Below are 25,805 nucleotides of genomic sequence, written 5' to 3'. Positions count from 1 at the left end.
TACGAGCGAGGATTTCTAAATCTCGTTTTTGTAAGAGCTAAAACGACGAAAGCTCGCAATAAATGCGAGCTCTCTAAATAAGTGGCGGAGAGATAGGGATTTGAACCCTAGATACGCTATTAACGTATGCCGGTTTTCAAGACCGGTGCTTTCAACCACTCAGCCATCTCTCCGTTGTGGGCGGTATAATAAGGAGCATAGTCCGACTTGTAAAGTGCTGAATTATAATAGAAGTACTGTTTGCTTGTTTTATGATCACTGATGTGATGTTGGACAGTTTGAAAGCGGAGTGAAAAAGGGACAAAAAGTACCAATTTATAGAGTTTTTACTTTATATTGGCGCACGTCAATAAAATGGTGTTTTATTGTTATCTTGCTGATATATAAGACATAACATGCTTTTAGGGTACATGTGTTCGCCCGAAAGTATTTGCAAGACTTTGTGAACTAATTCAAAATTAACTGGTATAGCCAGTTGTGCTTAGAATTCTTAAGGGTGTTTATGAAGGTCACAAATCTATTTAAAGACAAAGTTGATGCGATTTCTGCTCATCAATCCGAGTTTATGAATTGGATGTCTCCAACGTTACGCGATTATTGGAGTGACTTTTTGGGGAAAGCTCAAAATAGCTTTCTTTTCTCAAAAGTTCGTGATCACCAGCAGCCAGCCGTCAACGAAGAAGTTGCACCTCAACCTGCACCGATCGTAATGGCACCTGAGGCTCAAAAGCTTTATGACGAGTTAAGTGAAAAAATTGGCGAAGTTATTCACACTGGTGATTGGGTTCATGTGTCTCAAGAACGTATTAACCAATTTGGTGCGGTAACGGAAGACATGCAATGGATTCATACTGATCCAGAGCGTGCTTCAACTGAATCTCCATTTAAGACAACTATCGCTCATGGCTTTTTAACATTAGCATTGCTGCCTAAACTGACGGATTCAGTTGATCCAGAAAAGCCAATGTTCCCAACAGCTAAAATGGTAGTTAACTTGGGTTTAAACCAAGTCCGTTTCCCTTACCCTGTCAAAGCAGGCAATAATGTTCGTGCAGTCAGCACGTTAACAAAAGTAACGCCAATCAAAAAAGGTTTGGAGATTGAGCGCGAAATTAAAGTGGAAATTGAAGGTATTCGCCGACCTGGTGCGGTTGTGGTCTCTGTAATTCAACTGCATTTCTAATTCCGAAACCGGAGAGAACACTACATAGGAAAAGAGAGCATCAAGGTGCTCTCTTTTTTATTTTTACTGATTAAAGTTTTTTACTGGCGTATAACCGTAATCTGCAATCGCTTTTTGTCCCTGCTCTGAACGAAGGAAAGCGATAAAACCTTTACCTGCATCGCTAATCTTATCTACTTTGTATAGCACTAGGAATGGTCGCGCCAACTTGTACTTATGATTGCTAATGTTTGTCGAGGTTGGGTCAATACTATCTAACTGAATCGCCTTGATCGAGCGATCTACTGACCCTACAGAGATAAAACCAATGGCGCGAGTGTTATGGTTAACAATGGTTTTTACCATGCTGTTGCTGTTTACAACCAAGTTGTTTGGGCTGATATCCGAGACAAGGCGATCATTAACGATTTTGGTCAGTCCCAGCAAGCTTTCGAAGCTGTAACGTGAACCTGAAGACGCTTCTCTAGTAACCACCGCGATAGGCTGATCTGCGCCCCCGACCTCTTTCCAATTCTTAATCTTACCTTTGTAAATATCAAACAGCTGTTGCTGAGAAAGGTTTTCTACAGAGTTGGTACGGTTTACAACAACAGCGAGGCCATCATAAGCGATAGGGTATACATTGAGATCTTCACCTTTTTCGCTTTCAGTCAGATAGCGAGAGCTCATGCCTATTTCGGCTACTCCTTTATTGACCATGGTGATACCAGCACTCGAACCAATGCCCTGAACAGCAACGTAATCGTCTGGGTGTGTTTTGTTATATTCCTCAGCAAGTACATCCATCACACGAGCAACCGAAGTTGAACCCGAGATGTTGATTTCTTTTGCAATGGTAGGGAGGGAGACTGCTATGGCCAATAACGTCGCCACAGTAAAACGTAACATATTAAACTCCATATACGGGATAAAGCAGAGTTTATGATATTGCGTTCAGGTTACACTTTTGTGAACTGTTAGCGCTAAACAGGGGAATTGTTTCTAGTCAAGAGGTGATGGAGCTAGCGTTTCCAAGTGGACTGAGATGATAATCTGGGCAAATGATAATATAGCTATCTTATACTTGAGTTAGGTAGATAACTACCATCGGTGATGATGTAAAGGTTATATACTAGGATCGGCAGCTCTAACTATCATCCATCGGGAGAACGTTGATGTCAGTGTCCCAAATGGCGACAAGTCGTTTATACAAATCAGTTCAATCGCTCTGCTCTGCGCGTAATGCTAACTTGCCTGTCGAACAGGGCAAGTGCCTCTATGAGCTAGTAGAAAATGGCGTTGAGCTTCATCGGGCGCATTTTCTCCTCGACTCCCAGCATAGCGAGTATACTTCTCCCGTCGCGAAGATCATGTTTGATGAGGACAACCAACTTTGGTATTTCTATGTTCCCACATATCACAACGAGCTGTTAAGGTGGGTGCCTTATAAGCCACTTCCATTTAGCCGAATGCTTGAGGACTTACTCAACGAATTGGAGCGTGATCCTCAAGCGTGTTTTTGGGAATAGGGTGAGCCCAACGGATGCGAATGCCGACATGATTTATACTTTAGGCTTAACGACTTGGTTTCTAAAGTCTTTGGGGGTCATGTTGTAAACGGATTTAAATGCTGTACTGAAATGCGCTGCACTTTTAAAACCAGACTCAAACGCTATTTCTGTTATTGATTTTTCTGACTTGCGCAGTTGGGTTGCTGCGAAGTTTATCCGTTTCACCTTTAATATCTGAGAAAACGAAAGATCATCTGCGGCGAGGCGACGTTTTAAGGTCGCGATGGACATGCTCATATGAGCCGCTAAGCCTTCTAGCGTGATGTCTTTTTCAATATTACCCTCAATGTACTTAATGGCTTTTTGAGAGTCGCTCAGGCTACTTGCATCATCTATGATAGATAGGATGTTTGGCTCTACCTCAACCATCAACGACAGCAATGCCATTGCGATATGGCTTTGTGTGTAGTCTGGAGCGTTGCGACTCGCTAACTTAACCAACATGTCCTTCAATTGTGCTACTTCGCTACTGGATTGCGTTGAAAAAGGATAGAAGCGCCTTTCTTCCGTTTTGGAACGTAGCATCGGGTGCGCTTTCTTAAAGTCACAGAATATATTTGGGTTGAAGACTAAAGCCAATGCTTTAAAGCCTCCGTCACTAGAGACGGCTTCTGCACTGCTCAGATCTGCGGAGTTATAGAGTGTGAAATCTCCGGCTTTAAGTTCAAATTGCTCACCATTAGGTTGATGAACTAATAGGGCACCTTCTTCAACAATATATAACCCATTATGTGTTGCAGTGTAACGCTCACTTTTGCGCGCAGTGAAGTGATTAAAGCGAATGATCTCAATGTTCGGCATACTCGTTCTTATCGTTTTACATAACAAATAAAAAAGGCGCTCAATAGAGCGCCTTTTAACTTCATTCGGTATTATTCACTTACAGTCTGTTCTGTTTGTGCTGCTGGTTGTTCAGCGAATACCTGGGTTGGCTTTGCAACTAAACTGCGGTTTTCTTGGTTTACGTCCGCAAGGACAATTTCCAATGTATCCCCAAGTTTGTATACGACCTCTTTATCGATAGAGATTGTACCGTTGTCGCCATTGCACTCAATTCTTTCTTTATTATCAAGAATTAGTGCACCAGGAATAAAGGCTGCTGCGCCATTTTCGAGAAGTCGGACACGTGCGCCTGCACGATTAATATCGAAAATCTCACCTGTGAAACAAGTTTTCTTGCTCGGCTCATCAGCAAGCGTGCGTGCATATAGCCAATCTGAGACATTTCGCTCAGCGATTTTATGATGTTTACGATGTAGAGCTAGCTCTTCGCCTACTTGGTCATCTGGTTTTTGTACGGGTTCTTTACCAAGGATGACGGCCTTCAACATACGGTGGTTGATCATATCACCGTATTTACGAATTGGTGATGTCCAAGTTGCATAGATGTCTAAACCCATTGCGTAATGAGGCAGAGGCTGATTACCCACCTCACTGTATGCTTGGAACTTACGAATGCGGTTATCTAGATAAGACGTTTCTTGAGCTGCCAACCAGCGGCGCAACGCAGCAAAGCCTTCTAGTGTAGCAATAGACTCCGCTGTGAACTCCAACTGGCCTTCTGGATTGACAAGTTGAACCACTTCTTCAATCTTCTCGTTCTTGATACCTGCATGCGTATTGAAGACACCTGTTTCAAATTTATCGCGTAATGTACGACCTGCACAGATGTTTGCGGTAATCATGGATTCTTCAACAAGGCGGTTTGCACTGCGGCGCATGTCTGCGTGGATAGCGATTACATCGTTATCTTCACTGAGCTCAAAACGGTAGTCAGGACGATCAGGGAAGACCACTGCGTTTTTCTCACGCCATTCAGCGCGAGCAAGAGAGAACTCATAAAGATCACGAACGATGGTCGCGATCTCTTCAGATGGCGTCCATGCTTCAGAGCTGCCGTTTTCTAACCAATCAGACACGTGATCGTATGCTAGGCGTGCATGTGATTTGATGTTTGCCGCGAAGAATTTAATATCGTCGCCAATCACACCATCTTTACTTACCGTTACGGTACAGCAAATAGCAGGGCGGGTTTCACCTTCAATCAGAGAACATAGGTTGTCCGCTAAATCACGAGGTAACATCGGGATGTTGCGGCCTGGAAGATAAATAGTATAGCCACGCTCACGCGCTACTTTATCCATTTCATCTTCAGGTGTGATGTAGGCGGTTGGGTCCGCAATAGCGATGGTGAGTTCGAAATCGCCAGATACGGTTTTCTTCGCGTACAGCGCATCGTCCATATCTTTAGTCGATTCACCGTCGATAGTGACGAATGGAACATGAGTCATGTCTACGCGTTCTAGCTCCGCGTCGTCTTTCAGTTCCCAGTTATCGATGCCTGCTGGCTCAGAGTTTGGTAGATCGTTTTGAGCAAGCGTTACCCACCAAGGCGCAATTTTATCATTCGCGTCAGTGATTTTTTCAGAAATTTCTACGAAGAAAGAATTATCGCCTTTTAGAGGGTGGCGAATAAGATGTGCGACAACCCAATCACCTTCGGCGAACTCGTCAGGTTTTAGACCTTTCTTTAGTTTCGCTTTAAGAGATAGCTTTTTAAGCTGTGGGTGATCAGGTGCTACGTTGAGCTTGCCTTTGAACATTTTTACTCGACCAATAAAGCGAGTCACGGCTTGTTCCAGCAGCTCTTGTGGCTCTGCAACTTCGCGTTCATTTTCGGTGCGGATAATGGCGATGACTTTGTCACCGTGCATGCACTTTTTCATGTACGCAGGCGGGATGAAGAAGCTCGTCTTACTGTCCACTTCCAAAAAGCCAAAGCCTTTATCTGTGGCTTTTATTGAGCCTTCTTTTTTAGGCAGGTTTTCTTGGATTTGCTGCTTAAGCTGAGCGAGTAGTGGGTTATCTTGAAACATCTTTTCTTAAATTACCTATGGAGTTGGGCACACTATAATCATTGCGAGCTATTATTACTACCTGTGGAGCGTAATTTCGCCGTGAATTTTGCCAATTTAACCACGAGAAATTGGCTTAAATATTGATGAAATTCTCATCTGTGAGTTACGCGAATCTACGGGGAATGGTAGGGTTGGTGGAAAAACATGCTAAAAATACCATTGTTGAGAATAAATTGTGATGTAATTCAATTTTTTCTGGATTTTTTTATGCTTTTAAGGAATAATCCGCCTCCCTTAGTCGTCCCTAATGGCTTATCGCGGTTGTGTACTGTGCTGTGTTCCCGTCTGAATGGAATCAGTATCTGGATGGATCAGTATCGAATTGGAAGAGCATATGGGACTGTTTTTTTGTTTAATTAAGTAGGATCCCAATGCAAGATTCTGTTATTCAATTCAGTGATTTATCTCTGAATGATTCTATCCTTTCTGCTCTAGACGGAATGGGTTTCGTGTCACCAACTCCAATTCAGGCTGCGGCAATCCCACACCTATTGGAAGGTGCTGACGCGCTGGGTAAAGCTCAAACAGGTACAGGTAAAACAGCAGCGTTCTCTCTGCCTCTTCTCAACAAACTCGATCTAAACCAACGCAAACCGCAAGCGATTGTACTTGCTCCGACTCGTGAGCTGGCAATTCAGGTTGCAGCGGAAATGAAAAACCTTGGTAAAAACATCAAAGGTTTGAAAGTTCTAGAGATTTACGGTGGCGCATCTATTGTCGACCAAATGCGTGCTCTTAAAAGTGGCGCTCATGTAGTTGTTGGTACTCCAGGCCGTGTTCAAGATCTTATCAATCGCGAACGTCTACACCTAGACGAAGTTAGTACTTTCGTTCTTGATGAAGCAGACGAAATGCTAAACATGGGTTTCGTAGATGATGTAACTGCGATCATGGAGCACGCTCCAGAGTCAGCACAACGCGTTCTGTTTTCTGCAACTATGCCTCCAATGCTGAAGAAGATCGTTGAACGTTTCCTTCGTGACCCTGTAACGGTTGACGTTGCTGGTAAAAACCACACTGTAGACAAAGTTCAACAACAGTTCTGGGTAGTGAAAGGTGTAGAGAAAGATGAAGCGATGTCTCGTCTTCTTGAAACTGAAGAAACTGACGCGTCAATCGTATTCGTACGTACTCGTCAAGATACTGAGCGTCTGGCTGACTGGCTATCTGCACGTGGCTTCAAAGCAGCTGCACTGCACGGTGACATTCCTCAGTCTCTACGTGAACGTACTGTTGATCACATCAAACAAGGTGTTATTGACATCCTAGTTGCAACTGATGTTGTAGCTCGTGGTCTTGACGTTCCACGTATTACGCACGTATTTAACTACGACATCCCATTTGATGTTGAGTCATACATCCACCGTATCGGTCGTACTGGCCGTGCTGGACGTAAGGGTAAAGCGATCCTTCTAGTTCGCACTAACCAAATTCGTATGCTTCGCACTATCGAGCGTGTAACTAAGTCATCTATGGAAGAAATCCAACTTCCTCTACGTGACCAAGTTGCTGAAGCTCGTCTAGCTAAGCTAGGCGCTGAGCTTGAAGCAGAGAAAGAGCACAAAGCACTAGACAAATTTGCTGAGCTGGTAGAGAAACTACAAACTTCTCTAGACATCGACCCAGCAACACTTGCTGCTATGCTTCTTAAGCGTCAGCAAGGCAAACGTCCTCTGTTCTACATTGGCGAAGACCCAATGGTTGAAGCAATTGAGCGTGACAAGCAACGTCGTAAAGAGCGCCGTGAAGGTGGTCGCGACGGCGGTCGTAACTTCAACAACCAAGACTGGGATACTTACCAGCTTCAAGTTGGTCGTGAGCAAGGCGTTCAAGTTAAAGACATCGTTGGCGCTCTAGCAAACGAACTAGGTCTAGGTAAAGGTTCTATCGGTGCGATCAAGCTAGCTCAAGGTCACACATTCGTACAGCTACCTAAAGCAATGACTTCAGACGCGGCGAACAAGCTAAGCAAACTACGTATCCGTCAACAAGATGTTGGTGCTGTAGTATGTGATTTCGATGATTTCCGCGAGTCTCGTGGTGGTCGCCGTGACGGTGGTCGTCGCGATGGTGGTCGTCGTGATGGCGGTGGTTACCGTGGCAACCGCGAAGGCGGCAACCGTGGTGGTGATCGTCGTGAAGGCGGCCGTCGCGAAGGTGGCTTCCGTGGTAACCGTGACGGCAACCGCGATGGCAATCGTGAAGGTGGCGAACGTCGTTTCGATCGCAACCGTGGTGGTGATCACCGTGGTGCACATCGTGGTGAACGTGGTCACGGTCGTGGCCGTCGTACAGACGCATAATCACGAGTGATTAAAGCGACGGTTTAAGTCGCTACAAAAAGAATTGAAAGCCGAGCAAAGCGCTCGGCTTTTTTATGCGCGTCTAATACGGTTTTGCTTTTCATCGTGTTTGTTTACCCAACTTATTACTTCGTCTAAGGGCAGGGCAGGACAGAACAAGTAACCCTGAATGATGTCACAGCCTCGACTTCTCAAAAAATGTAGTGTGTCCATGTCTTGAACGCCTTCTGCTACGACCGAATACCCTAATCCATGTGCTAGCGCAATCGTGTTCTCAACGATAGAGCGGGAGCCTTCTGTGCGGCTTGCTGTGGAAAGAAATGAGCGGTCGATTTTAATTTGATCAACCGGAAGATCTCTTAACAGTGACAAAGATGAATACCCAGTGCCAAAATCATCCAAGCTGATCTTTATACCTAATCCTTTTATTTGATGAATTAAGGGGTTGAGCTCAACGACCCTATCGATCGCCATCGTTTCAGTGATCTCTAAACTTATTAGGTCAGCGAATTGCGGGTTTACTTTGAGCAAAGTTTCTAAGCGATTAAACAGCAAGTTAGATGAGAGATCTTTCGCTGATAAGTTTACGTGGACAGGAAGCTTAATGCCTTTCTCTATAAATGTTTGCAGATCCCTTTCTACTTGGTTAAGAACCCACATGGTAATGTTGTGCACCTGATTGCTACGCTCTGCGATAGGAATGAAGTCGTTGGGTGAGATCGTTTTACCATTTTCGTCATGCCAACGAATCACTGCTTCAAAACCGACAGCTAAGTTAGTGTGTGCATCAATCAACGGTTGGTAATACAACTGAAACTCTTCTTTTTCAAGCGCACATTGAATACGAGAAGATATCTCAAGTTGGTACTTAGCCCCGACGTTCATATCCTCATTATAAAACGCAAAAAGATTGCCATTACGCTTGGCGTGATACATAGCGATATCTGCGTGCTTGATCAAAAGATCATTGGTTAGGGCGTCATATGGGTAGGTGCTTATACCGAAAACAACGCGGCAGGAAACTTGAAACTCATCTAAATGAAAGCGTTCAGACATTGCAGAATCTAGTTCTTCTATGAGTTTTCTACCCATTTCCTCGCATGAAGAAGATGTCAGGATGACAAATTCATCACCACCAACGCGGAATATCTGGTCATTGCCTTTCAGTTTCCCCTGAAGGCGTTGACCAATTTGAATAAGTAACTGGTCTCCACAAAAGTGACCCATTGCATCGTTGACTTGTTTAAAATTAACCACGTCAAAAAGGATCACCGAGAATGGGTCTCTAGATTGTATTCTGCCTTCGATAGACTCAAAGCAGTATTTACGATTAGGGAGCCCAGTAAGAGCGTCATGGACGGCATTGCGCTTCTCTCTTTCAGCAACAGTATGAAGCTCTAATATCGAATCGTTGCTCCACTTAATCACCAGCACGACAAAGATACTGCCGCCAAAAAGTATAAGAGAAACCCCCGTTTCTAAGAGAGAAGCAATAGGTTTTTGCATGATGGCGTGCAAAAAAACGGCATAAGCAAAAATGAAACAGCTGATTAACAATAATAGGAAAGTCCACCCGGTTACGTCAGTTTTCGAGCAGATGTTTTTTGTCATCTGCCATCCCCAGCAGAGCAAAATCAAACCTAAGATCACTAATAGAAATGCAATAGTGGGCACATTATTACCCCGATTTATTGATTGGTTTGTTATTTTTGTTCACCCAATAAACAACGTAGCTTATATATCTGACTTTGTACAAATTGACCTATTCATAAATTATGTTTAACAAGTGATATTTTTTAGCCTTCAAATAAAATCAAAACTTGCTACAGATCAACAAAATTTGTTCAATCAAATCGCTTTTACTAAAAGATTGTTGAAAGATTAAAAAATTATTGAATAATAGAGGGGCAAACAAGAAGTACGCAGCGCACAAGCGCTATTACAACCTCTGCTCTACAACAGGATAACTATTTCATGTCTAATTCGTTTGTACTGGTGATCAACTCTGGTAGCTCTTCATTAAAATTTGCTGTTATTGATTCTGAAACCGGTGAAGCTTTGGTATCAGGTATTGGTGAGTGTTTTGGCCTACCTGAAGCTGAAATCAGTTGGAAATATCAGGGAGAAAAAACCGTTGAAGCAATTCCAGCTGGCGGTAACCATCATCAGTACGCTGTTGAGCGAGTGGTAAAACTACTCGAAACTCTAGGTTTGAGCTCAAAATTTGTCGCTGTAGGCCATCGCATTGTCGCAGGCGGTGAAACCTTTAAAGGAACTGTGAAAGTTGATGAAACAGTTATTCAAGAAGTAGAGCGCCTTGCTGAACTTGCACCACTTCATAACAAAGCGAACGCTGAAGGCATGAGAGCGGCAATGGCGGCGTTCCCTTCACTGCCTCAATTTGCTGTATTTGACACTGCTTTCCACCAAACAATGCCAGCCAAAGCCTTTATGTACGCACTTCCTTACGAGCTTTACGAAGAGCATAAAGTGCGTCGTTACGGTGCTCACGGCACAAGCCACTACTACGTAAGCCGTGAAGCAGCGAAAATGCTAGATAAGCCGGTTGAAGAAAGCAGCTTTATCACTGTGCACTTAGGTAACGGTGCATCAGTGAGTGCGGTTAAAAATGGCGAATGTGTTGATACAAGTATGGGTTTGACGCCGTTAGCTGGCCTAATGATGGGCACTCGCTGTGGTGACCTCGACCCAAGTGTTATCGAGTTCCTTTTCCGTAAAGGCTGGGAAAAAGACGAAGTGTTCGAGATGATGAACAAGAAGTCAGGTTTCTTAGGTGTATCTGGTGTGACAAGTGATGCTCGTGGCGTACTAGAAGCAATGGAAGCGGGGAATTCACGTGCGAAGTTGGCATTTGAGATCTTCACTTACCGCGTTGCGAAATACATTACATCCTACCTCGCGGCTCTGGATTCATTAGACGGCATCATCTTCACTGGTGGTATTGGTGAAAACTCACTACCAATTCGTCGTGAAATCTTGAAAAACCTAAAACTGTTAGGTTTTGTTGAAGATGAGAAAGGTAACGAAGATGCAAGATTTGGTAACGCAGGTGTTATTGCAACATCTGAGTTGTTAGGTGCCAAAGCTCTTGTTATTCCTACTAACGAGGAATTTGTGATAGCCAAACAATCGGTTGAGCTATTGTAATATATAACGAAAACAGAAAGTTAAAAGCGAGCCTCGTGCTCGCTTTTTTTATTTAAAGCAATTTGGCAATTACTCTTTGGGTTTCAGAGCTTCGCGCTTTTCGATTAAAAAATCCATCAAGACGCGGATTTTTTTCGGCATATGCTCTCGTGAAGGTATATATAAATAAAACCCTGGAAACTCTTTGCACCAAGGTGTCAGAACTCGGGTCAATCTTCCCTCATTTATGTGCTTTTCCACCCATAAATCAATATGCTTCACTAAACCCACACCCTGTATTGCAGCTTGTAACATACTATAGTCATCATTAAAAATAGCATTGCCTTTAGGCTCGAAAACTAGGGTGCGCTTTGCAACATCTGGAGAGGTTAGGGACCAATGATCAATTGTTCCGCTAGAGGTAAAACGATAAGCAAGGCAATTGTGACCTTCTAAATCCTCAGGAGTTTGAGGTAGTCCATTTTGCCTAAAGTATTCAGGAGAGCCCACTATTGCCGTTGTTAACGGCGGAGTAATAGGGACCGCAACCATATGTTCATCTAAGCTTAATCCTAAGCGAATGCCAGCGTCAACGCCTTCTGCGACGATGTTAGAAAAGCCATCATCCATGATTAGCTCTAGGCGTATTTTAGGATAACGAGAGAGGAACTCATCTAGATAGGGCTCAATAAGCAGCCGAGCAGCGGTTCTTGATACACTGATACGGATTAATCCCGAAGGCTCAAGATGAGAGTCGTTCAATTCGTTAACGACCTGCTCAATGTTCATCAATGAAGGTTGCAAAATATCAAGCAGACGTTGGCCTTCTTCTGTCAGCGACATACTTCTGGTGGTTCGATTAATTAACCGAACTTGTAGCTGTTGTTCTAACGCTTTTAGGTGTTGTGATAAGGCAGCACGGGTTACCCCCATTTCTAAGGCTGCTTTAGTGAAACTGCGATGGCGAGCAATATGTGCAAACCACGTCAGTGATGAAATTAAAGAAGGTTCTATTCTCATTTGTTAAGTATAACTAAACAGTCATGTAGATAAAACGATATTTATCCGAAACAGTGTGTTGACTAATATTACCTCGAAGCTCAGGTCAGCCTGAGATGAACAGTTAACCTCTAATGGAGAATGTCGCTATGTCTAAAGTCACTTTCAAAAATCTCAATGGTCAAGGTATTGAGATTTCAGCGGTTATCAACTTCCCTACAGATTTTGATGCAAGTAAACAATATGCTGCAGTTGTTGTTTCACACCCAGGTGGTGGCGTAAAAGAGCAAACCGCAGGCCTATATGCGAGTAAACTTGCAAAAAGCGGCATAATTGCCATTGCGTTTGACCGTTCGTATCAAGGTGAAAGTACAGGTGAGCCTCGCCAAATGGAAAACCCTTACACGAGTACTGAAGACGTGAGCGCAGTCGTCGACTATCTGACAACGTTAGAGTACGTCGATAACGATAAAATTGGCGCAATGGGGATTTGTGCTGGTGCGGGCTATAGTGCAAATGCAGCGATCAATGATCGTCGAATCAAAGCACTGGGTATGGTTAGTGCCGTAAACATTGGCCAAATGTTCCGTAATGGTTGGGATAATTCGGTTAACGATGCTGACGCTGTTGGTTACTTAGAATTTGGTTCGAATGCTCGCACAACCGACACGAATGGTACAGAATTCGCGACTATTCCTCTAGCTCCGATGCGTGAAGAAGATGCCTCAAATGCAGAGCTACGCGAAGCTTGGGAGTATTACCACACACCACGTTGTGAACATCCAAATGCGCCGGGTTTTGCTCTAACTCGTAACTTAAACCAGATCATTACTTACGATGCGTACCACAAAGCGGAAGCATTCCTAACTCAGCCAATTCTTGCTGTCGTTGGTAGTGACGCAGGCAGCAAATGGATGAGTGATGACCTGATAGAACGTGCAGCGAGTTCAGATAAAACCTTGTATGTCATTGATGGTGCAAACCATATGTCGCTTTATGATGTTGCCGAATACGTCGATGACGCAGTATCCCAACTCGCATCTTTCTTCCAACGCACTCTTCAATATTCCCGATGAAAGGCTCAATTGCTTCGAGCCTTTCTGCTCTCAAGGCTTTTTACTCTTAAGGTATTGATTATGAATATGCAAAAAATCACTTTTAGAAATGCTGATATGTCTTGGGATATGTCTGCATTAATTTTATTCCCAGAAGGCTTCAATGAATCGAAACGCTACCCAACAATGATAAGTGTTCATCCTTTTGGTAGTTGTAAAGAACAAACATCCAGCGCTGTCTATGGTAAAGCCCTTGCTGAGTTAGGTTACGTCGTGATCGCATTTGACGCGAGCTTCCAAGGAGAATCGGGAGGATTGCCTCGCTACGTAGAAGACCCAAGTCAACGTGTTGAAGATATCAGTCGCGTTATCGACTATGCAGTAACTTTACCATATGTCGATGAGAATAGAATTGGTGGACTCGGTATCTGCGGCGGTGGTGGTTACATGATCAATTCAGCCCTAACCGAAAAGCGCTTGAAAGCTGTCGTAGGTATTGCGCCTGTTAACTTAGGCCGCTTGTTCCGTGAAGGCTTTAGTATGTACGACCCTATCGCCAATCTTGAGGCTATGGCTGCACAGAGAACAGCCGAAGCTCGCGGCTCAGAGCTGAAAATCGATGAACTTCTTCCTCCAAATATTGAATTTGCAAAAGAAAATGGATTAACAGAACGAGACGTGTTCGAAGCTACTGAATACTACAAAACATCACGTGGACAAACCGAAGGTGGTGCAACTCGTATGCTGTTTTCACATGCACAGAAAACACTGAGCTGGGATGCCTTTGCATTTGCCGAAACGTTATTGACTCAGCCTGTTATGGCCGTGGTAGGGCAAAAAGTCGGGGCGTTTGGTGCTTATCGTGATGGGCAGGAAATTTATGGCCGCTCTGTTCAATCAAAAGACCGACAGCTGGTTAATTTGGAAAATTGGTCTCACTATGAACTGTATGACCATCCAGAAGCAGTCGGCATTGCAATGGACAAGGTTTCTGCATTCCTTGAAACACACTTAAAATAATCTAATAAGTTAGAAGCGTTTTGTAGAGTTGCAAAGCGCTTATTTTTAACAGCGTAAGATGTAGTTCGAAGCGAGTAGGTCGGTAAATCTTCGTGCGAATAACCTCATCTACAGGCTATTGACTAAATACCACTGCCAAATACTGTTTAAGACAATGTACACTGAAACCTAATTAAAGGCGTTAGATAGGAATGAAGTTTAATTTATGCGCAAATCAGATAAGAAGGTCGAGAATCTAATTAGAGAAGTGTTGACCGAAGTTTGTGAAGATACGCTAAAAGGCTACGATGGCTTTCTTTGGGTGACTCATACCGTCAAATTCTCTTCTTTTCCACAAAGTTTAGAAATAGTCTGCGTATTCGAAACGAAGCAAGATCGAGCTAACTTTTTTGAAGGAGAGGGCCGCCAGCATGTTTCCACAACTATTCAAAAGGCATTTAATAAGGTAGGAGTGCAACTAAAGAACGTCAGTAAGCAAATCAGTTACGATACAAAACAAAAGCATTAGCGCGGGCAGCAATTGAAGTGAGTTAGGGTTGTTTTAGGTATCCAAAGAGTTTTTATATAAAGCCTGAAGACTAAGCTTGGGCTTTCTCTGCCAAACTTATCTTTGCCCCAATCCTTGTTTAGAGTGCAGTGCGACTCATTTTACTGGATAGCTATTTGACCTACTAAAACTAATCGCTAAAAGGAAAAAGTAGCTTGATGCTTTGTGATCAGTTTGGGGGACTTGAAGTTCAAATATAGAAATCGGTAGTTTTGGTGTCGAGGGTACTATGTTGATGCGGTGGGCAAAAACACCAGCAAGATCCAAGGCTACATTATGCACCAACTAGAGCTGGATAAAATGGGAGACCAGTTGTCGAACCCATATCTAGGTGGCCCGCTTAAGGGCCGCAAGCGATAGTCATATACAAATGTCAGATCACTGAGCGCCTGTTAGGGAGCGGCTAGCAAGAAAGCCTTGCAGGCGCATATGAAAAACCACCTGCTATGCCGGTGGTTTTTTTTGAGCGTCGGAAAATCCAATCACGCAGATTTTCTTTTGATAAGCGCCCCTTTTATCGACATATTGATGGGTTGTTTGTCTGGGGAACGAATTCTTTCTAGAAGATCTGACACGGTGACTTCACAAAGCTGATTTATGGGCTGCTCGATGGTAGTGAGACTGTATGGAAACCATTTGGCGGCCTCGATATCATCAAACCCAGTCACTGCAATATCGTCGGGGATGTTGAGTTCAGTGTGCTCCTTGATTGCATTAATTACACCAATCGCCACTTCGTCATTCCCGCACATCACAACGTCTGGTCTTTTGTCGGAATTTTCGAGTAGAGATAACAGGCTGTGGTAACCTGAATCTACAGAAAAGTCATCATACAATACGCCTATGTTCTCAAGCTCTAGTTCTTCGATACGTGAGAGATAACCTTCGACTCGGCTGATCGTTGTTGATGCATTTTTATTACCTGCAATACATGCAAATCGTTTGTGTCCTTTTGAATCTAGGTAAGTGATCAGGTCTTTTGTGGATTGATAATTATCAGTGCAAACAGAGCTGGCATAGACATTAGGTACTGAACGATTAATGAAACTAAACTCGATGCCGCGATTAGCATATTGATTAATGAGTTTTGCATCTACCGTAGCACTGGCCATAATGACACCGTCTACTTGGTATTGATCTATCAGAGGTAGAATGTCGTCAACATTTTTATCGTCTTGGCTAAAAAGAACAACACGTTGGTTTTCTGCTTGCAAGAGTTCAAGCAACTTCTGTAGTACTTTGGCGTAAAAGTAAGGGTTCTTGGATACTGGCTGAACTATAGCAATGCAGTTTGAATGACTTGAAATTAACGCTCTGGCCATCGCATTTGGTACATAGTTAAGTTGTTTGGCAGCCTCGAGTATTTTTTCTTTATTAGCCTTTGATATTTGGCTCCCTGGTGTAAAAGCTCGGGATACCGATGCCTGAGAGACTCCTGCTAGCTTTGCGACATCCTTGGAGTTAGCTTTTCTGTTTCTTTCCATCATCGATTTTCTATTTTTCAATTAGCTCCACGATAGTATAAGCGTTGCGCATAGACGACAACAATGCGCAACGTTCTTATTTGGTAACTCAGTATTGAACTAAGTCTTCACTGTTTATACATGTCACTTAATGAAGGTGAACCTATGTGGAGCTTACACCTGCTCTTCAGTCGCTTTGTATCGGCGAACTCGAATGTCCGCTTGCTCTTTATGCCCCGCAAAACCTTCTAGAGCACAAAGGCGCGAGCAATACTCGCCAACTTTGAGTGAGGCTGCTTCACTTACACGTTGGTATGTGCACGTTTTGATGAACTTACCGACCCACAACCCGCCTGTATATCGAGCTGCCTTGTTTGTAGGCAGTGTGTGGTTAGTACCAATGACCTTATCACCGTATGACACGTTGGTTTCTTTGCCTAGGAATAGGGCACCAAAGTTCGTCATGTTATCGAGGAAATACTTTGGATCTTTCGTCATTACCTGAACATGCTCGAAAGCCAGTTCATCCGCAACTTGTACCATCTCTTCATATGTATCGCAGACTATAACCTGCCCATAATCAGCCCATGCCTTTGACGCAATTTCAGCTGTAGGAAGGACTTTGAGTTGCCTTTCGATTTCTTGGATGGTTTCTTCTGCAAACTCCTGCGAGTTTGTTAATAAAATTGACGGGGAATTGTAGCCGTGTTCTGCTTGGCCAAGTAAATCTGCAGCAGCGAGTTCAGGATCGCATCCAATCTCATCAGCAATGACTACTGTCTCTGTTGGACCGGCAAACAGATCAATTCCAACACGACCAAAGAGTTGTCTCTTGGCTTCTGCGACAAAAGCGTTGCCCGGACCTACAATAATATCAACTGGAGCAATGGTTTCCGTACCAATGGCCATTGCACCCACAGCTTGTACTCCGCCCATGCAATATATTTCATCTGCTCCCGCCATTGCCATTGCCGCTACGACGTACGTGTTCGGCTTCCCGTTAAAAGGAGGAGCACATGCGATTACACGTTGTACGCCAGCTACTTTAGCCGTCAGTACACTCATGTGTGCTGAAGCGACAAGTGGATATTTTCCACCTGGAATATAGCAACCGGCGCTGTTTACAGGAATGTGTTTGTGCCCAAGAAACACGCCAGGCAAGGTTTCTTCTTCTACGTCTTTAAGAGAGTTTCTTTGGATTTCGGCAAAACGACGAACTTGTGCCTGAGCAAACTCGATATCTTCTTTTTCTTGTTCTGTCAGGGCATCGACACACGCTTTGATTTGCTCATCAGTCAATCGAAATTGCTCTGGGCTCCAGTTATCAAACTTCTCTGAGAGCTCTTTTATGACAGTGTCACCCTCACTTTCTATTCGTGAAAGAATATTTTCCACCGTTGTGCGTACACTTTCGTCATTGTTTTTCGCTACTTCAACGTCAATACCGTTCTTTAAGTAATTGATCATACTGTTCTACCTATTCACCTTGTTATGTACCTAACCTGAGCGCAATATTTAAGATTAATGCGCTGTATACGTATTCAATAGATAACCGATTAAGGAGTAGAAAGGATACCGTTCACCCTCAGAAATGTGATCCATTCGTGCAAAATTGGTTGCTATAATGTTAATTAATTGTTGTTTGAAGGCGATCACAGTTGTTTTTCTTTTTATTTACTAACTTATCGACTCTTCTGAATAGGTATTCAGTAGAGTGATCTTTAGTTTCGTTGTCATGAGTGAAAAAGTTGTGATGCGAAGTTGGGGAGTAAAAGAAATATTACAAGGAGAAGGGTATGCGTCATTTCAAACGACTGAAATCAATAGGGTTAACGCTCTTGTTAGCTGTTCCATTCACAAGTACTGCTCAGACAGTTCTTAAGTTAGGTCATATCTATGATTCATCGCATCCATGGCATGACAGCGCGGTAGAGATAGCCGATAGAATTGCCAGTAAAACTGATGACCGTGTGAAAATTGAGATCTTCTCGAATGGTACGTTGGGTTCAGAGCAGGAATTGCTCGAGCAAGTAATTACTGGTGGTGTTGACATCGCTGAAATCAGCTCAGGTCAGTTGGGAAATGTATTTAAGCCCATGGTGATAACTGAAATGCCATATATCTTCAAAGATACCGATCACCTAATGCGCTTCTTCGCAAGTGATATTGCCCAACAGATGTTCGATGACTTTAAGGATCAGTTCAATGTTCACTTGCTAGGTTCGAGTTCATGGGGCGTACGACACGTAATTGGCAGCAAACCAGTGACGTATCCTGAAGACATGAACTCTTTTAAACTTCGAGTGCCAGAGCAATCTATCACTGTTGCTTATGCGAAAGCGATGGGGAGCAAACCAACACCGGTACCATACACAGAGGCGTATCTTGCTATGCGTCAAAACATGGTCGATGGCCTAGAAAACCCTCTAGGATCAATTCAGACAATGAAGTTCTATGAAGTGGGTAACGAGTTGAGTCTTACTGGACATGTTATTACTGCCGTGCACTTTGCAGTTAACGACGCGTCGCTAGCAGCGTTAAGCGCGGATGACCGTCAAGTTGTACTAGATGAATTCGAGCGCTCAGCACAAGACACAGCAAACAAAGTCGTTAAAGCAGATAACGAGGCTTTAACATTCATGAAGAGTAAGGGTGTCAAAGTTACGCAAACAGACCGTGAAGCGTTTCAGGCAAAGACAAAATCAATGTCTGATGACTACGCAGGATATTGGAAGAAGTACGGTGATTTGTACACGATAATCCAGCAACTTTAATTGGCCTGCGAGGGTAAATGATGCATTTGCTAAATAGATTTGATGAGTACTTTTGTGCGTTCTTGTTCCTGATCTTGTTTTTGGTTATGTCAGTGAATATTGTGGCAAGAGAGGTCTTTCAAGTTTCATTCGAGTGGGCAATTGAACTCTGTCGATACCTCCTTGTTTGGGTGACCTTCATAACAGGAGTATCACTCTTCCTTCGTGGGCAGCACATCGCCATCGATAACGTGTGGAGGAGGGTTCTAAGGGGAGGGAATCGCAGAGTCTATCTAGCGCTAAATGCAATCCGATACCTGTCGACTATCTGTGTCGGAGTCTTTCTCTCCTACTATGGTTATGAATTTGCTTACAAAATGAGATTTTTTTCAAGTCCATCACTGGAAGTAAGCCAATCATATCTCTATTCCGTAATTCCGATCACCGGTGCGCTCATTGTTGTTACTTCATTGATTAACTTATATAAGGAAAAAGACGCATGTTGATTGGGTTCATTACCTTATTGGTCTTAGTTGTTTTGGGGGTGCCGGTTGCGTTCAGTGTTACTTTCGCAAGTTTGGCCATTGTACTTACTGATCCAATGTTATCGGAAACCACCGCGCTGCAACGCATGGTTTCAGGGGTAAATTCATTTACATTTATCGCCATACCTTTTTTTATCTTAGCTGGAAATCTAATGAATACTGGCGGTATTACCGCACGGATCTTTGAGTTTGCCTCTGTTTGTGTGCGCCATATTAAAGGTGGTCTGGCTCATGTGAATGTATTCTCTAGCGTTATATTCTCTGGTATGTCTGGAGCCGCCGTTGCAGATGCGGGAGGTCTTGGCGCAACTACGATTAAGGCAATGCGGTCAAGCGGCTACGGTGAAAAGGTGAGTATTGGGGTCACTGCTGCTTCATCAATCATTGGTCCTATAATTCCTCCTAGCATGTCCATAATCATCTATGCGATCGTTGCGTCACAATCAATTGAGAAGTTATTTGCCGCAGGTGTTGTGCCTGGGCTTATGATGGCTTTGTCGTTGATGGTTATGATCTATGTATTTTCTGATAGCTTGAAGTGTCCGAATGAAAGGAAGGCAAGTAGGAGTGAAATTTGGCAAGCCTTAAGAAGGGCGTTCCCATCATTGATGACACCATTCATTATTCTCGGCGGGATATTTACCGGAGCCTTCAGTCCAACAGAGTCCGCTGCGATCGCTTGTCTGTATGCCTTGTGTTTAACAATTTTCTACGGCGAGTTTTCGTTTAAGTCCTTTGTTGAGTGCATTGTAGTTTCTACGAAAACATCAGGCCAGGTACTAATGATCATTGCGTCAGCTACCCTGTTTGCTTGGATACTGACCACTAAGCAGATACCTCAAACCATGTCAGAATTTGTATTGGGCGGTGTAGACTCTTTTTGGATGGTACTTCTCTTTTTAAACTTATTGTTATTGACGGTTGGCTTGTTCTTGGAAACCGTAGCAGCAATCAACCTGTTAGTACCAATTATCTATCCAATCATGGTGTTAGGCTTTGGTATGGATCCAGTGCAGTTAGGAATTATCATCGTTCTTAACCTGATTATAGGCACACTTACGCCACCATTTGGAACGGTGTTGTACGTACTCAGTGGTGTATCTAACACCAGCGTCACGGATGTGGCCAAGTACACGGCATTCTTCATTCCACCATTGCTGATTGTGTTGGTGCTGGTGAATGTTTTTCCATCTTTGACGTTAGCTCTGCCAAAATACCTATTTGGGTAGTTTGACTGACACCTAGCAACGGGTTGGAGGTTCAGAAGTAAAAGTAAGCAAACAAGGATTAAGCGCTGCGAAGCCAGCGCTTAATCCTATTGTTGAACAAACCCGGTGCCTCCATATAAGTAGATTGTGCGATCTTTTCTGGTGATGACCTTACCTCGATGGTTCTCCTTGGGTGATTCAAGATACTTTTTCTAATCTGACATAAGCGTTTTAGAGGGACTATGCTAACGCGTTTATGTCCAAAAGCTTGTTGGTCGGTGTGCTGTTATTGGTTGCTCCGTGCGCTATTAATAGAAATGCAAGCGAATAAGGAGTTGGTAATCGCTCAAAAGTCGGGTGGAAAAGCGATAAAACGGCAAAAACTATTGGAATTAAGTCAAGGTCCTTTTTTTAATGAAAAGGCTTATTGATCTGAACACAACACTTCTCCATATAAGTATATCCACAAATACAAACCTCAAACTGGCGATAAAGAGCTTTAATATTGATAAATATATAAACAGCTTGGGCGCTGAAGAAATTTCAGTATACTGCGCTAGGTTACACTGGAGAAAAAATCGCCGTATTCCCAGCGGGGTCCTTTGATGAGAAATAGAAATCGCGTTTGAATATGCAACCAAATGATTTTGCCGCTTGCAGTTTATTCGGTATACAAATAATAAACCTTTGACTAGTCCGAAGGTCGGTCAAATGAGAGAAAGTCATGTTTTTTAATAAGTCGCTTCAACAAGAAAATCAACGATTAAAGCAGGAGTTGCAAATCCTGCAGCAAATCCAAACCAGTTTAGATGAAGAGATGATCCGCTTAACATTGGATAGTAAAGGCCTCATTACTTCTGCAAATACCAAACTACAGCAAGAACTTTTCTTACATGATGATGAGATCTTAACGAAATCAATTACTGAATTGGTACCGTCAAATTCGCGCAATACAGACCACTTTCATCGAATGAAGAAAGCCGTCCAAGATAAAGTGTTCTGGAATGGGGCATTGCAAGTACAGAAAGGTAATGGTGAGGAAGCCTGGTTAAGAACGATTATCCAGCCTGTTTTAAATGAGCGCAGAGAAGTAGAAAGCTTTTTTGTTTTTGCTTCTGAACTTACGCGAACGATCAAATCATCCCGTGAGCAAGAGGACATGCTAAATGCATTAAGTCGTTCTATGGCGGTGATTGAGTTCACATTAGATGGCCATGTTTTAAAAGCCAACGATAATTTCCTAAACACAATGGGTTATACGCTTGATCAGATTCTAGGGAAGCATCATCGCATGTTTTGTGATCAGGAAGAGTCGAGCTCTCAAGCTTACCGTGAGTTTTGGCAACGTTTAGCAAAAGGGCAATTTTCATCAGAGCGATTCAAACGAGTTAACCGTTATGGTGAAGAGGTGTGGCTAGAGGCTTCATATAACCCTATCCATAACGACAGAGGAGAGCTCTACAAGGTCGTTAAGTTCGCGACAGATATTACCCAACAGGTGATGCAGGAACAGAAAATGGCCCAGGCTGCGCAATTGGCGAACGAAATCTCCCAAGAAACTGGAACACAAACCCTGCAAGGGCAAGAGGTTATAGGCTCAACGTTAGAAAAGATGCAGATACTTTCCGAGCAAATGCAGCAAGCGAACACCGCGATTGACGAGCTTAAAGCGCACTCATCGCGTATTAGCGAGTTGGTAAATAGCATCAGTGGTATCGCTGACCAAACTAACTTATTGGCGTTAAATGCGGCGATAGAAGCGGCTCGTGCGGGTGAGCATGGTAGAGGTTTTGCCGTTGTTGCTGATGAAGTCAGACAGCTTGCTACAAGAACCAATGCAACCACCGATGAAATTGTCACAATGGTAAGTGAAAACCTACAGCGAACAGATAACGCAGTTAAGCTGATCGCTAAATGCCAAAAAGAAGCACTAGATACGCTAGAGCTCTCTGAAAAAGCAGGCAATGTGATGAATGAAATACAAGATGGCGCTAGCCGTGTTGTAGAGGCCGTGGAGCAATTTAACCGCTCGTTGTAGTTAATCAATAAGTTTTCATTGTAGGGGCGATGGGTAAAAAGCAATTCGCCTTATTCAACCTGTATTGAGGAGCGCTGAAGTCGCAATACTACTCCTGCCTCAGTCAAGTTAAGCGTTTTGAAAGAGGGGTAGTTCGACACCCCGTACAGGTTTTAGCCAGTTTGCTTGCTGTATAGAATGCCAAAGTAATTTAGTATGCGAAAAGGCTTGCCTTAAGACTTTGCCTGCATTTAATGTATCTAGAAGCAGAACTTCAATCTGCGTGACAACAATACAGGAGAGGATCGGGCTTTCACTTTTTCGCTCGACACAAACCCCTTTCAAATTTACACAGTAGCACAGTAAAACTCTCTTGCTGCGCTATTGTGTGTTCCATATTTTGTGAGTACTTATGTTTAACTCAGAACGCAAAGCGACGGTTATTCTGGTTGCGACGACGATGATCGCTGCACTTGGCTGGATATTCTCTAAGGAAACAATACAGGGTTTACCACCTTTTGGCTTTATTGGGGCGCGATTTACTATCGCTTCGCTCTGCTTACTGCCTCTATGTTACCGACCTTTGCTGAAAGCAAACTTAAAAGATGTGCTTTCTGCTGGTGGTGTCGGGCTCCTGTTAGGCAGTGCCGTTATGACATGGATTTACGCTATTTCTATCAGTGATACTCTTGGGGAAGGCGCATTTATCATGAGCCTTTCCATGCTGTTTGTGCCGATTGTTGCATGGGTTATGTTTCGTCAACGACCACAACGAATTTTCTGGCTTTCTTTGCCTATCGCTGTATTAGGTCTTGCTTGTCTTTCTTTAGTTGGTGGCTGGAAACAATCGGCCAGTCAATTGTGGTTTCTTGGTGCAGCACTGGTTTTGGCGCTTCATTTTAATGTGAACAGCAAATACTCTCAAAAACTACCTGTGCTGCTGCTTACTTGCGTGCAACTTTTTTCAGCAGGTTGTTTAGGTTTGTTGGTTTCATTTTTTATGGAATCTTTCCCGGCAGAGGTGGACTCCTCTATTTGGTGGTGGTTTGCGTTGAGTACCTTATTAGCGACGAGCTTGCGTTACGTAATGCAAACCATGGGGCAAAAATTTGTTCAGGCAGGTAACGCTGCTCTAATTATGATATTAGAACCAGTTTGGACGGTTATTCTGAGCGTGCTGTGGTATGGCGAAGTGCTAACGGCAAATAAACTAGTAGGTTGTGTGCTTATCTTATTTTCTCTAATTATTTATCGTACTGGCGGGCGGTTTCGCTTCCCTACTCGAAAGTAGAGCAAATTAACTTGGGTTGGGAGAATTTGAGGTGCCAGATGGCCTTCTACGAAAGTGATAATACGCGGTTACGCAATGCTAATGACACTTTTGATGTAGGCTGCCGACCCAGCTCTTCGCTGATCATCCAGCCAGCTTTAGCCAGTAGCTCTAAGTCGATCCCCGTTTCTATTCCTAACCCTTGGCATAAATATAGTACATCCTCCGTTGCGACATTTCCTGATGCGCCATGAGCGTATGGGCATCCACCCAGCCCAGCTACACTACTGTCGATGGTATTGATGCCAATGCTCAGTGCCTGATAAATGTTGGTGAGAGCTTGTCCCCATGTGTCGTGGAAATGGACAGCAAGCCGGGGAAGAGGTGCAACCAACATGACGGCTTCTAGCATAGCAGCGATACGGTTTGGCGTGCCTGTACCGATTGTGTCGCCTAGAGACACCTCATAACACCCTAAATCGATGAGTGATTTGACCACGCTCGCCACTTGTTTAGGGGCTGTCGGGCCATCGTAAGGGCAGTCGGCAACGCAGGATAGATAGCCACGAACAGGGATGCCGTATTTGGTGGCTAATCGCATTACAGGTTCGAAGCGAGTTAAACTTTCGGCAATCGAGCAATTGATATTGTGTTGGCAGAATCCTTCTGAGGATGAAGTGAAAATCGCGACCTGATTGACACCAGCCTCCAACGCTTGTTCTAAGCCTTTTAGGTTTGGTGTCAGGGCAGAGTAGGTAACATGATTTCGCCGTGTTATTGCTTTCATGACCTCTGTTGAGTCCGCCATTTGTGGCACCTATTTGGGTGAGACAAAAGAGCCCGCCTCAATATGCGTTAGCCCAGTATCAGAGAGTAAGTTGATCAGCCGGATTTTAGTCTGGGTCGCAACAGGAGATTCATTTTGCAACCCATCTCGTGGACCTACTTCGACAATCTTTACTTTGGAAGGTAGCATTACTTGTCCTGTGACTTGGTGACCCAACTTGGGCTACGTTTTTCAAGAAACGCTTGCAGCCCATCTTGACCTTGGGGTGATACTCTAATGTCCGCAATGAGCTTGCTAGTATAGTGAATCAGTTGTTGATCGATGGGGTTTTGATGACATTGATGGCAGAGCGTTTTCGCTTTACGCATCGCATCTGGGCTATTAAGTAGCAACGTCTGGATTACGCTACCGACCGCACTTTCAAGCTGTTTGGCTTCTTTCACTTCGTGCACAATACCAAACCGTTCGGCATCTTCGGCTGAAATGACTTCACCACTTAAGATATAGCGTCTAGCTTGTCTATTCCCCATCGCGCGCATGACGTAAGGCGCAATGGTCGCTGGAACTAAACCAAGCTTAACTTCACTTAAGCAAAAGTTGGCACTTTGGCTTGCGATAGCGATATCACTACAACAAATCAACCCTAAAGCACCACCATAAGCGGAACCTTGAACAACTGCGATGGTGGGTTGAGGGAACGAATCTAATGTTTCCATGAGTCTTGCCAAGTTTTGGGCATCAACGAAGTTATCTTGCCTCGTGCTGTCGGCCATCGACTGCATCCAATTCAAATCGGCCCCGGATGAAAAGTGCTTGCCGTTACTTCTTAATACCAAGCACCGCACATCCGTTCGTAAAGCGAGATAATCTAGGCGGTGGATCAGCAAGTCGATCGTACAAGCGTCAAAAGCATTGTGTTTAGCTGTTCTGTTTAGGGTAATGGTCGCTACGCCATTATCATCGACATGCCAAAGAACATCATCTTGCCTTTGGGCGTTGGGAATAATGCTTGGTTGCATTTCCTGCATACTAACTTCCTT

Annotated in this window: 20 protein-coding genes, 1 tRNA gene and 2 pseudogenes; 13 read left to right on the top strand and 10 right to left on the bottom strand. The window is 43.8% G+C overall.

Going from position 1 to position 25,805, the window contains the following annotated elements:
* Positions 1 to 82: 82 nt before the first annotated feature.
* Positions 83 to 173: transfer RNA gene (locus NL626_RS06780), tRNA-Ser, on the bottom strand.
* A gap of 329 nt (positions 174 to 502) precedes the next feature.
* Between NL626_RS06780 and NL626_RS06775 the strand changes: the two genes are divergently transcribed.
* Positions 503 to 1,183, top strand: coding sequence for a MaoC family dehydratase (locus NL626_RS06775; RefSeq protein WP_005386198.1), 681 nt, complete (start codon positions 503 to 505; stop codon positions 1,181 to 1,183).
* 63 nt (positions 1,184 to 1,246) lie between these two features.
* Here the strand turns inward: NL626_RS06775 and NL626_RS06770 are convergent, their stop codons facing one another.
* Positions 1,247 to 2,071: a phosphate ABC transporter substrate-binding protein gene (locus NL626_RS06770; RefSeq protein ID WP_253657149.1), complete on the bottom strand. Its 825-nt coding sequence runs from the start codon at positions 2,069 to 2,071 to the stop codon at positions 1,247 to 1,249.
* A gap of 266 nt (positions 2,072 to 2,337) precedes the next feature.
* Here NL626_RS06770 and NL626_RS06765 point away from each other — a divergent pair, with 266 nt between their 5' ends.
* Positions 2,338 to 2,691 (top strand): DUF3024 domain-containing protein, encoded by a 354-nt coding sequence (locus NL626_RS06765; RefSeq protein ID WP_017635751.1) that lies wholly within the window; start codon positions 2,338 to 2,340, stop codon positions 2,689 to 2,691.
* Between the two features lie 33 nt (positions 2,692 to 2,724).
* Here the strand turns inward: NL626_RS06765 and NL626_RS06760 are convergent, their stop codons facing one another.
* Positions 2,725 to 3,534: a helix-turn-helix transcriptional regulator gene (locus NL626_RS06760; RefSeq protein ID WP_053307810.1), complete on the bottom strand. Its 810-nt coding sequence runs from the start codon at positions 3,532 to 3,534 to the stop codon at positions 2,725 to 2,727.
* A gap of 71 nt (positions 3,535 to 3,605) precedes the next feature.
* On the bottom strand, positions 3,606 to 5,609 hold the full coding sequence (rnb, locus tag NL626_RS06755) for an exoribonuclease II (RefSeq protein ID WP_253657148.1): 2,004 nt from the start codon (positions 5,607 to 5,609) through the stop codon (positions 3,606 to 3,608).
* Positions 5,610 to 6,022: 413 nt separating this feature from the next.
* On the opposite strand from rnb, the gene NL626_RS06750 reads away from it, so the two are divergent.
* Positions 6,023 to 7,954: a DEAD/DEAH box helicase gene (locus tag NL626_RS06750; RefSeq protein WP_005375680.1), complete on the top strand. Its 1,932-nt coding sequence runs from the start codon at positions 6,023 to 6,025 to the stop codon at positions 7,952 to 7,954.
* A 72-nt stretch (positions 7,955 to 8,026) separates the two neighbouring features.
* Here the strand turns inward: NL626_RS06750 and NL626_RS06745 are convergent, their stop codons facing one another.
* A complete protein-coding gene (locus NL626_RS06745; RefSeq protein WP_253657147.1) occupies positions 8,027 to 9,565 on the bottom strand; it encodes a bifunctional diguanylate cyclase/phosphodiesterase in 1,539 nt (512 codons plus the stop codon).
* 363 nt (positions 9,566 to 9,928) lie between these two features.
* On the opposite strand from NL626_RS06745, the gene NL626_RS06740 reads away from it, so the two are divergent.
* Positions 9,929 to 11,122 (top strand): acetate/propionate family kinase, encoded by a 1,194-nt coding sequence (locus tag NL626_RS06740; RefSeq protein ID WP_005386205.1) that lies wholly within the window; start codon positions 9,929 to 9,931, stop codon positions 11,120 to 11,122.
* Between the two features lie 69 nt (positions 11,123 to 11,191).
* Here NL626_RS06740 and NL626_RS06735 read toward each other — a convergent pair whose 3' ends face one another.
* Positions 11,192 to 12,121 (bottom strand): LysR family transcriptional regulator, encoded by a 930-nt coding sequence (locus NL626_RS06735; protein ID WP_253657146.1) that lies wholly within the window; start codon positions 12,119 to 12,121, stop codon positions 11,192 to 11,194.
* Between the two features lie 128 nt (positions 12,122 to 12,249).
* Between NL626_RS06735 and NL626_RS06730 the strand changes: the two genes are divergently transcribed.
* From NL626_RS06730 to NL626_RS06715, 4 genes and pseudogenes are all read left to right on the top strand, one after another.
* On the top strand, positions 12,250 to 13,176 hold the full coding sequence (locus NL626_RS06730; protein ID WP_253657145.1) for an alpha/beta hydrolase: 927 nt from the start codon (positions 12,250 to 12,252) through the stop codon (positions 13,174 to 13,176).
* Positions 13,177 to 13,236: 60 nt separating this feature from the next.
* Positions 13,237 to 14,175, top strand: a complete 939-nt coding sequence (locus tag NL626_RS06725) for an alpha/beta hydrolase (RefSeq protein WP_253657144.1) — start codon at positions 13,237 to 13,239, stop codon at positions 14,173 to 14,175.
* Between the two features lie 205 nt (positions 14,176 to 14,380).
* Complete coding sequence (locus NL626_RS06720; RefSeq protein WP_005375707.1) at positions 14,381 to 14,683, top strand: hypothetical protein; 303 nt, start codon at positions 14,381 to 14,383, stop codon at positions 14,681 to 14,683.
* 176 nt (positions 14,684 to 14,859) lie between these two features.
* Positions 14,860 to 15,082: pseudogene (locus NL626_RS06715) on the top strand (transposase); the annotation flags it as partial.
* A gap of 122 nt (positions 15,083 to 15,204) precedes the next feature.
* Here the strand turns inward: NL626_RS06715 and NL626_RS06710 are convergent.
* Both NL626_RS06710 and hisD read right to left on the bottom strand, forming a co-directional pair.
* Positions 15,205 to 16,227 carry a LacI family DNA-binding transcriptional regulator gene (locus NL626_RS06710; protein ID WP_130545542.1) on the bottom strand — a complete coding sequence of 341 codons (1,023 nt, stop codon included), beginning with the start codon at positions 16,225 to 16,227 and terminating at the stop codon, positions 15,205 to 15,207.
* A gap of 132 nt (positions 16,228 to 16,359) precedes the next feature.
* On the bottom strand, positions 16,360 to 17,652 hold the full coding sequence (gene hisD / locus NL626_RS06705) for a histidinol dehydrogenase (protein WP_130545543.1): 1,293 nt from the start codon (positions 17,650 to 17,652) through the stop codon (positions 16,360 to 16,362).
* A 329-nt stretch (positions 17,653 to 17,981) separates the two neighbouring features.
* Here hisD and dctP point away from each other — a divergent pair, with 329 nt between their 5' ends.
* From dctP to NL626_RS06685, 5 genes are all read left to right on the top strand, one after another.
* Positions 17,982 to 18,959 carry a TRAP transporter substrate-binding protein DctP gene (gene dctP / locus NL626_RS06700; RefSeq protein ID WP_253657143.1) on the top strand — a complete coding sequence of 326 codons (978 nt, stop codon included), beginning with the start codon at positions 17,982 to 17,984 and terminating at the stop codon, positions 18,957 to 18,959.
* Positions 18,960 to 18,976: 17 nt separating this feature from the next.
* Entirely contained in the window at positions 18,977 to 19,444 is a 468-nt protein-coding gene (locus NL626_RS22980; RefSeq protein ID WP_367618279.1) for a TRAP transporter small permease, read from the top strand.
* Positions 19,438 to 20,712, top strand: a complete 1,275-nt coding sequence (locus NL626_RS06695; protein ID WP_130545546.1) for a TRAP transporter large permease — start codon at positions 19,438 to 19,440, stop codon at positions 20,710 to 20,712. The genes NL626_RS22980 and NL626_RS06695 overlap by 7 nt, the downstream gene beginning before the upstream one ends.
* Before the next feature lie 703 nt (positions 20,713 to 21,415).
* A complete protein-coding gene (locus NL626_RS06690; RefSeq protein WP_161441105.1) occupies positions 21,416 to 22,729 on the top strand; it encodes a methyl-accepting chemotaxis protein in 1,314 nt (437 codons plus the stop codon).
* A gap of 391 nt (positions 22,730 to 23,120) precedes the next feature.
* Entirely contained in the window at positions 23,121 to 23,999 is an 879-nt protein-coding gene (locus tag NL626_RS06685) for a DMT family transporter (RefSeq protein ID WP_005375761.1), read from the top strand.
* A 46-nt stretch (positions 24,000 to 24,045) separates the two neighbouring features.
* Here the strand turns inward: NL626_RS06685 and NL626_RS06680 are convergent.
* Together NL626_RS06680 and NL626_RS06675 are read right to left on the bottom strand one after the other, a co-directional pair.
* Positions 24,046 to 24,954: pseudogene (locus NL626_RS06680) on the bottom strand (hydroxymethylglutaryl-CoA lyase).
* On the bottom strand, positions 24,954 to 25,793 hold the full coding sequence (locus NL626_RS06675; protein WP_253657142.1) for an enoyl-CoA hydratase-related protein: 840 nt from the start codon (positions 25,791 to 25,793) through the stop codon (positions 24,954 to 24,956). Before NL626_RS06675 ends, NL626_RS06680 begins: the two are co-directional and overlap by 1 nt.
* Positions 25,794 to 25,805 lie beyond the last annotated feature (12 nt).

Origin of the sequence: Vibrio sp. Y58_MX_L22, from assembly GCF_024181865.1 — a bacterium.
Lineage (GTDB): Bacteria > Pseudomonadota > Gammaproteobacteria > Enterobacterales > Vibrionaceae > Vibrio > Vibrio alginolyticus.
The sequence above is the reverse complement of the archived record's forward strand: the minus strand, read 5'-3'. Positions and strand labels throughout refer to the sequence as shown.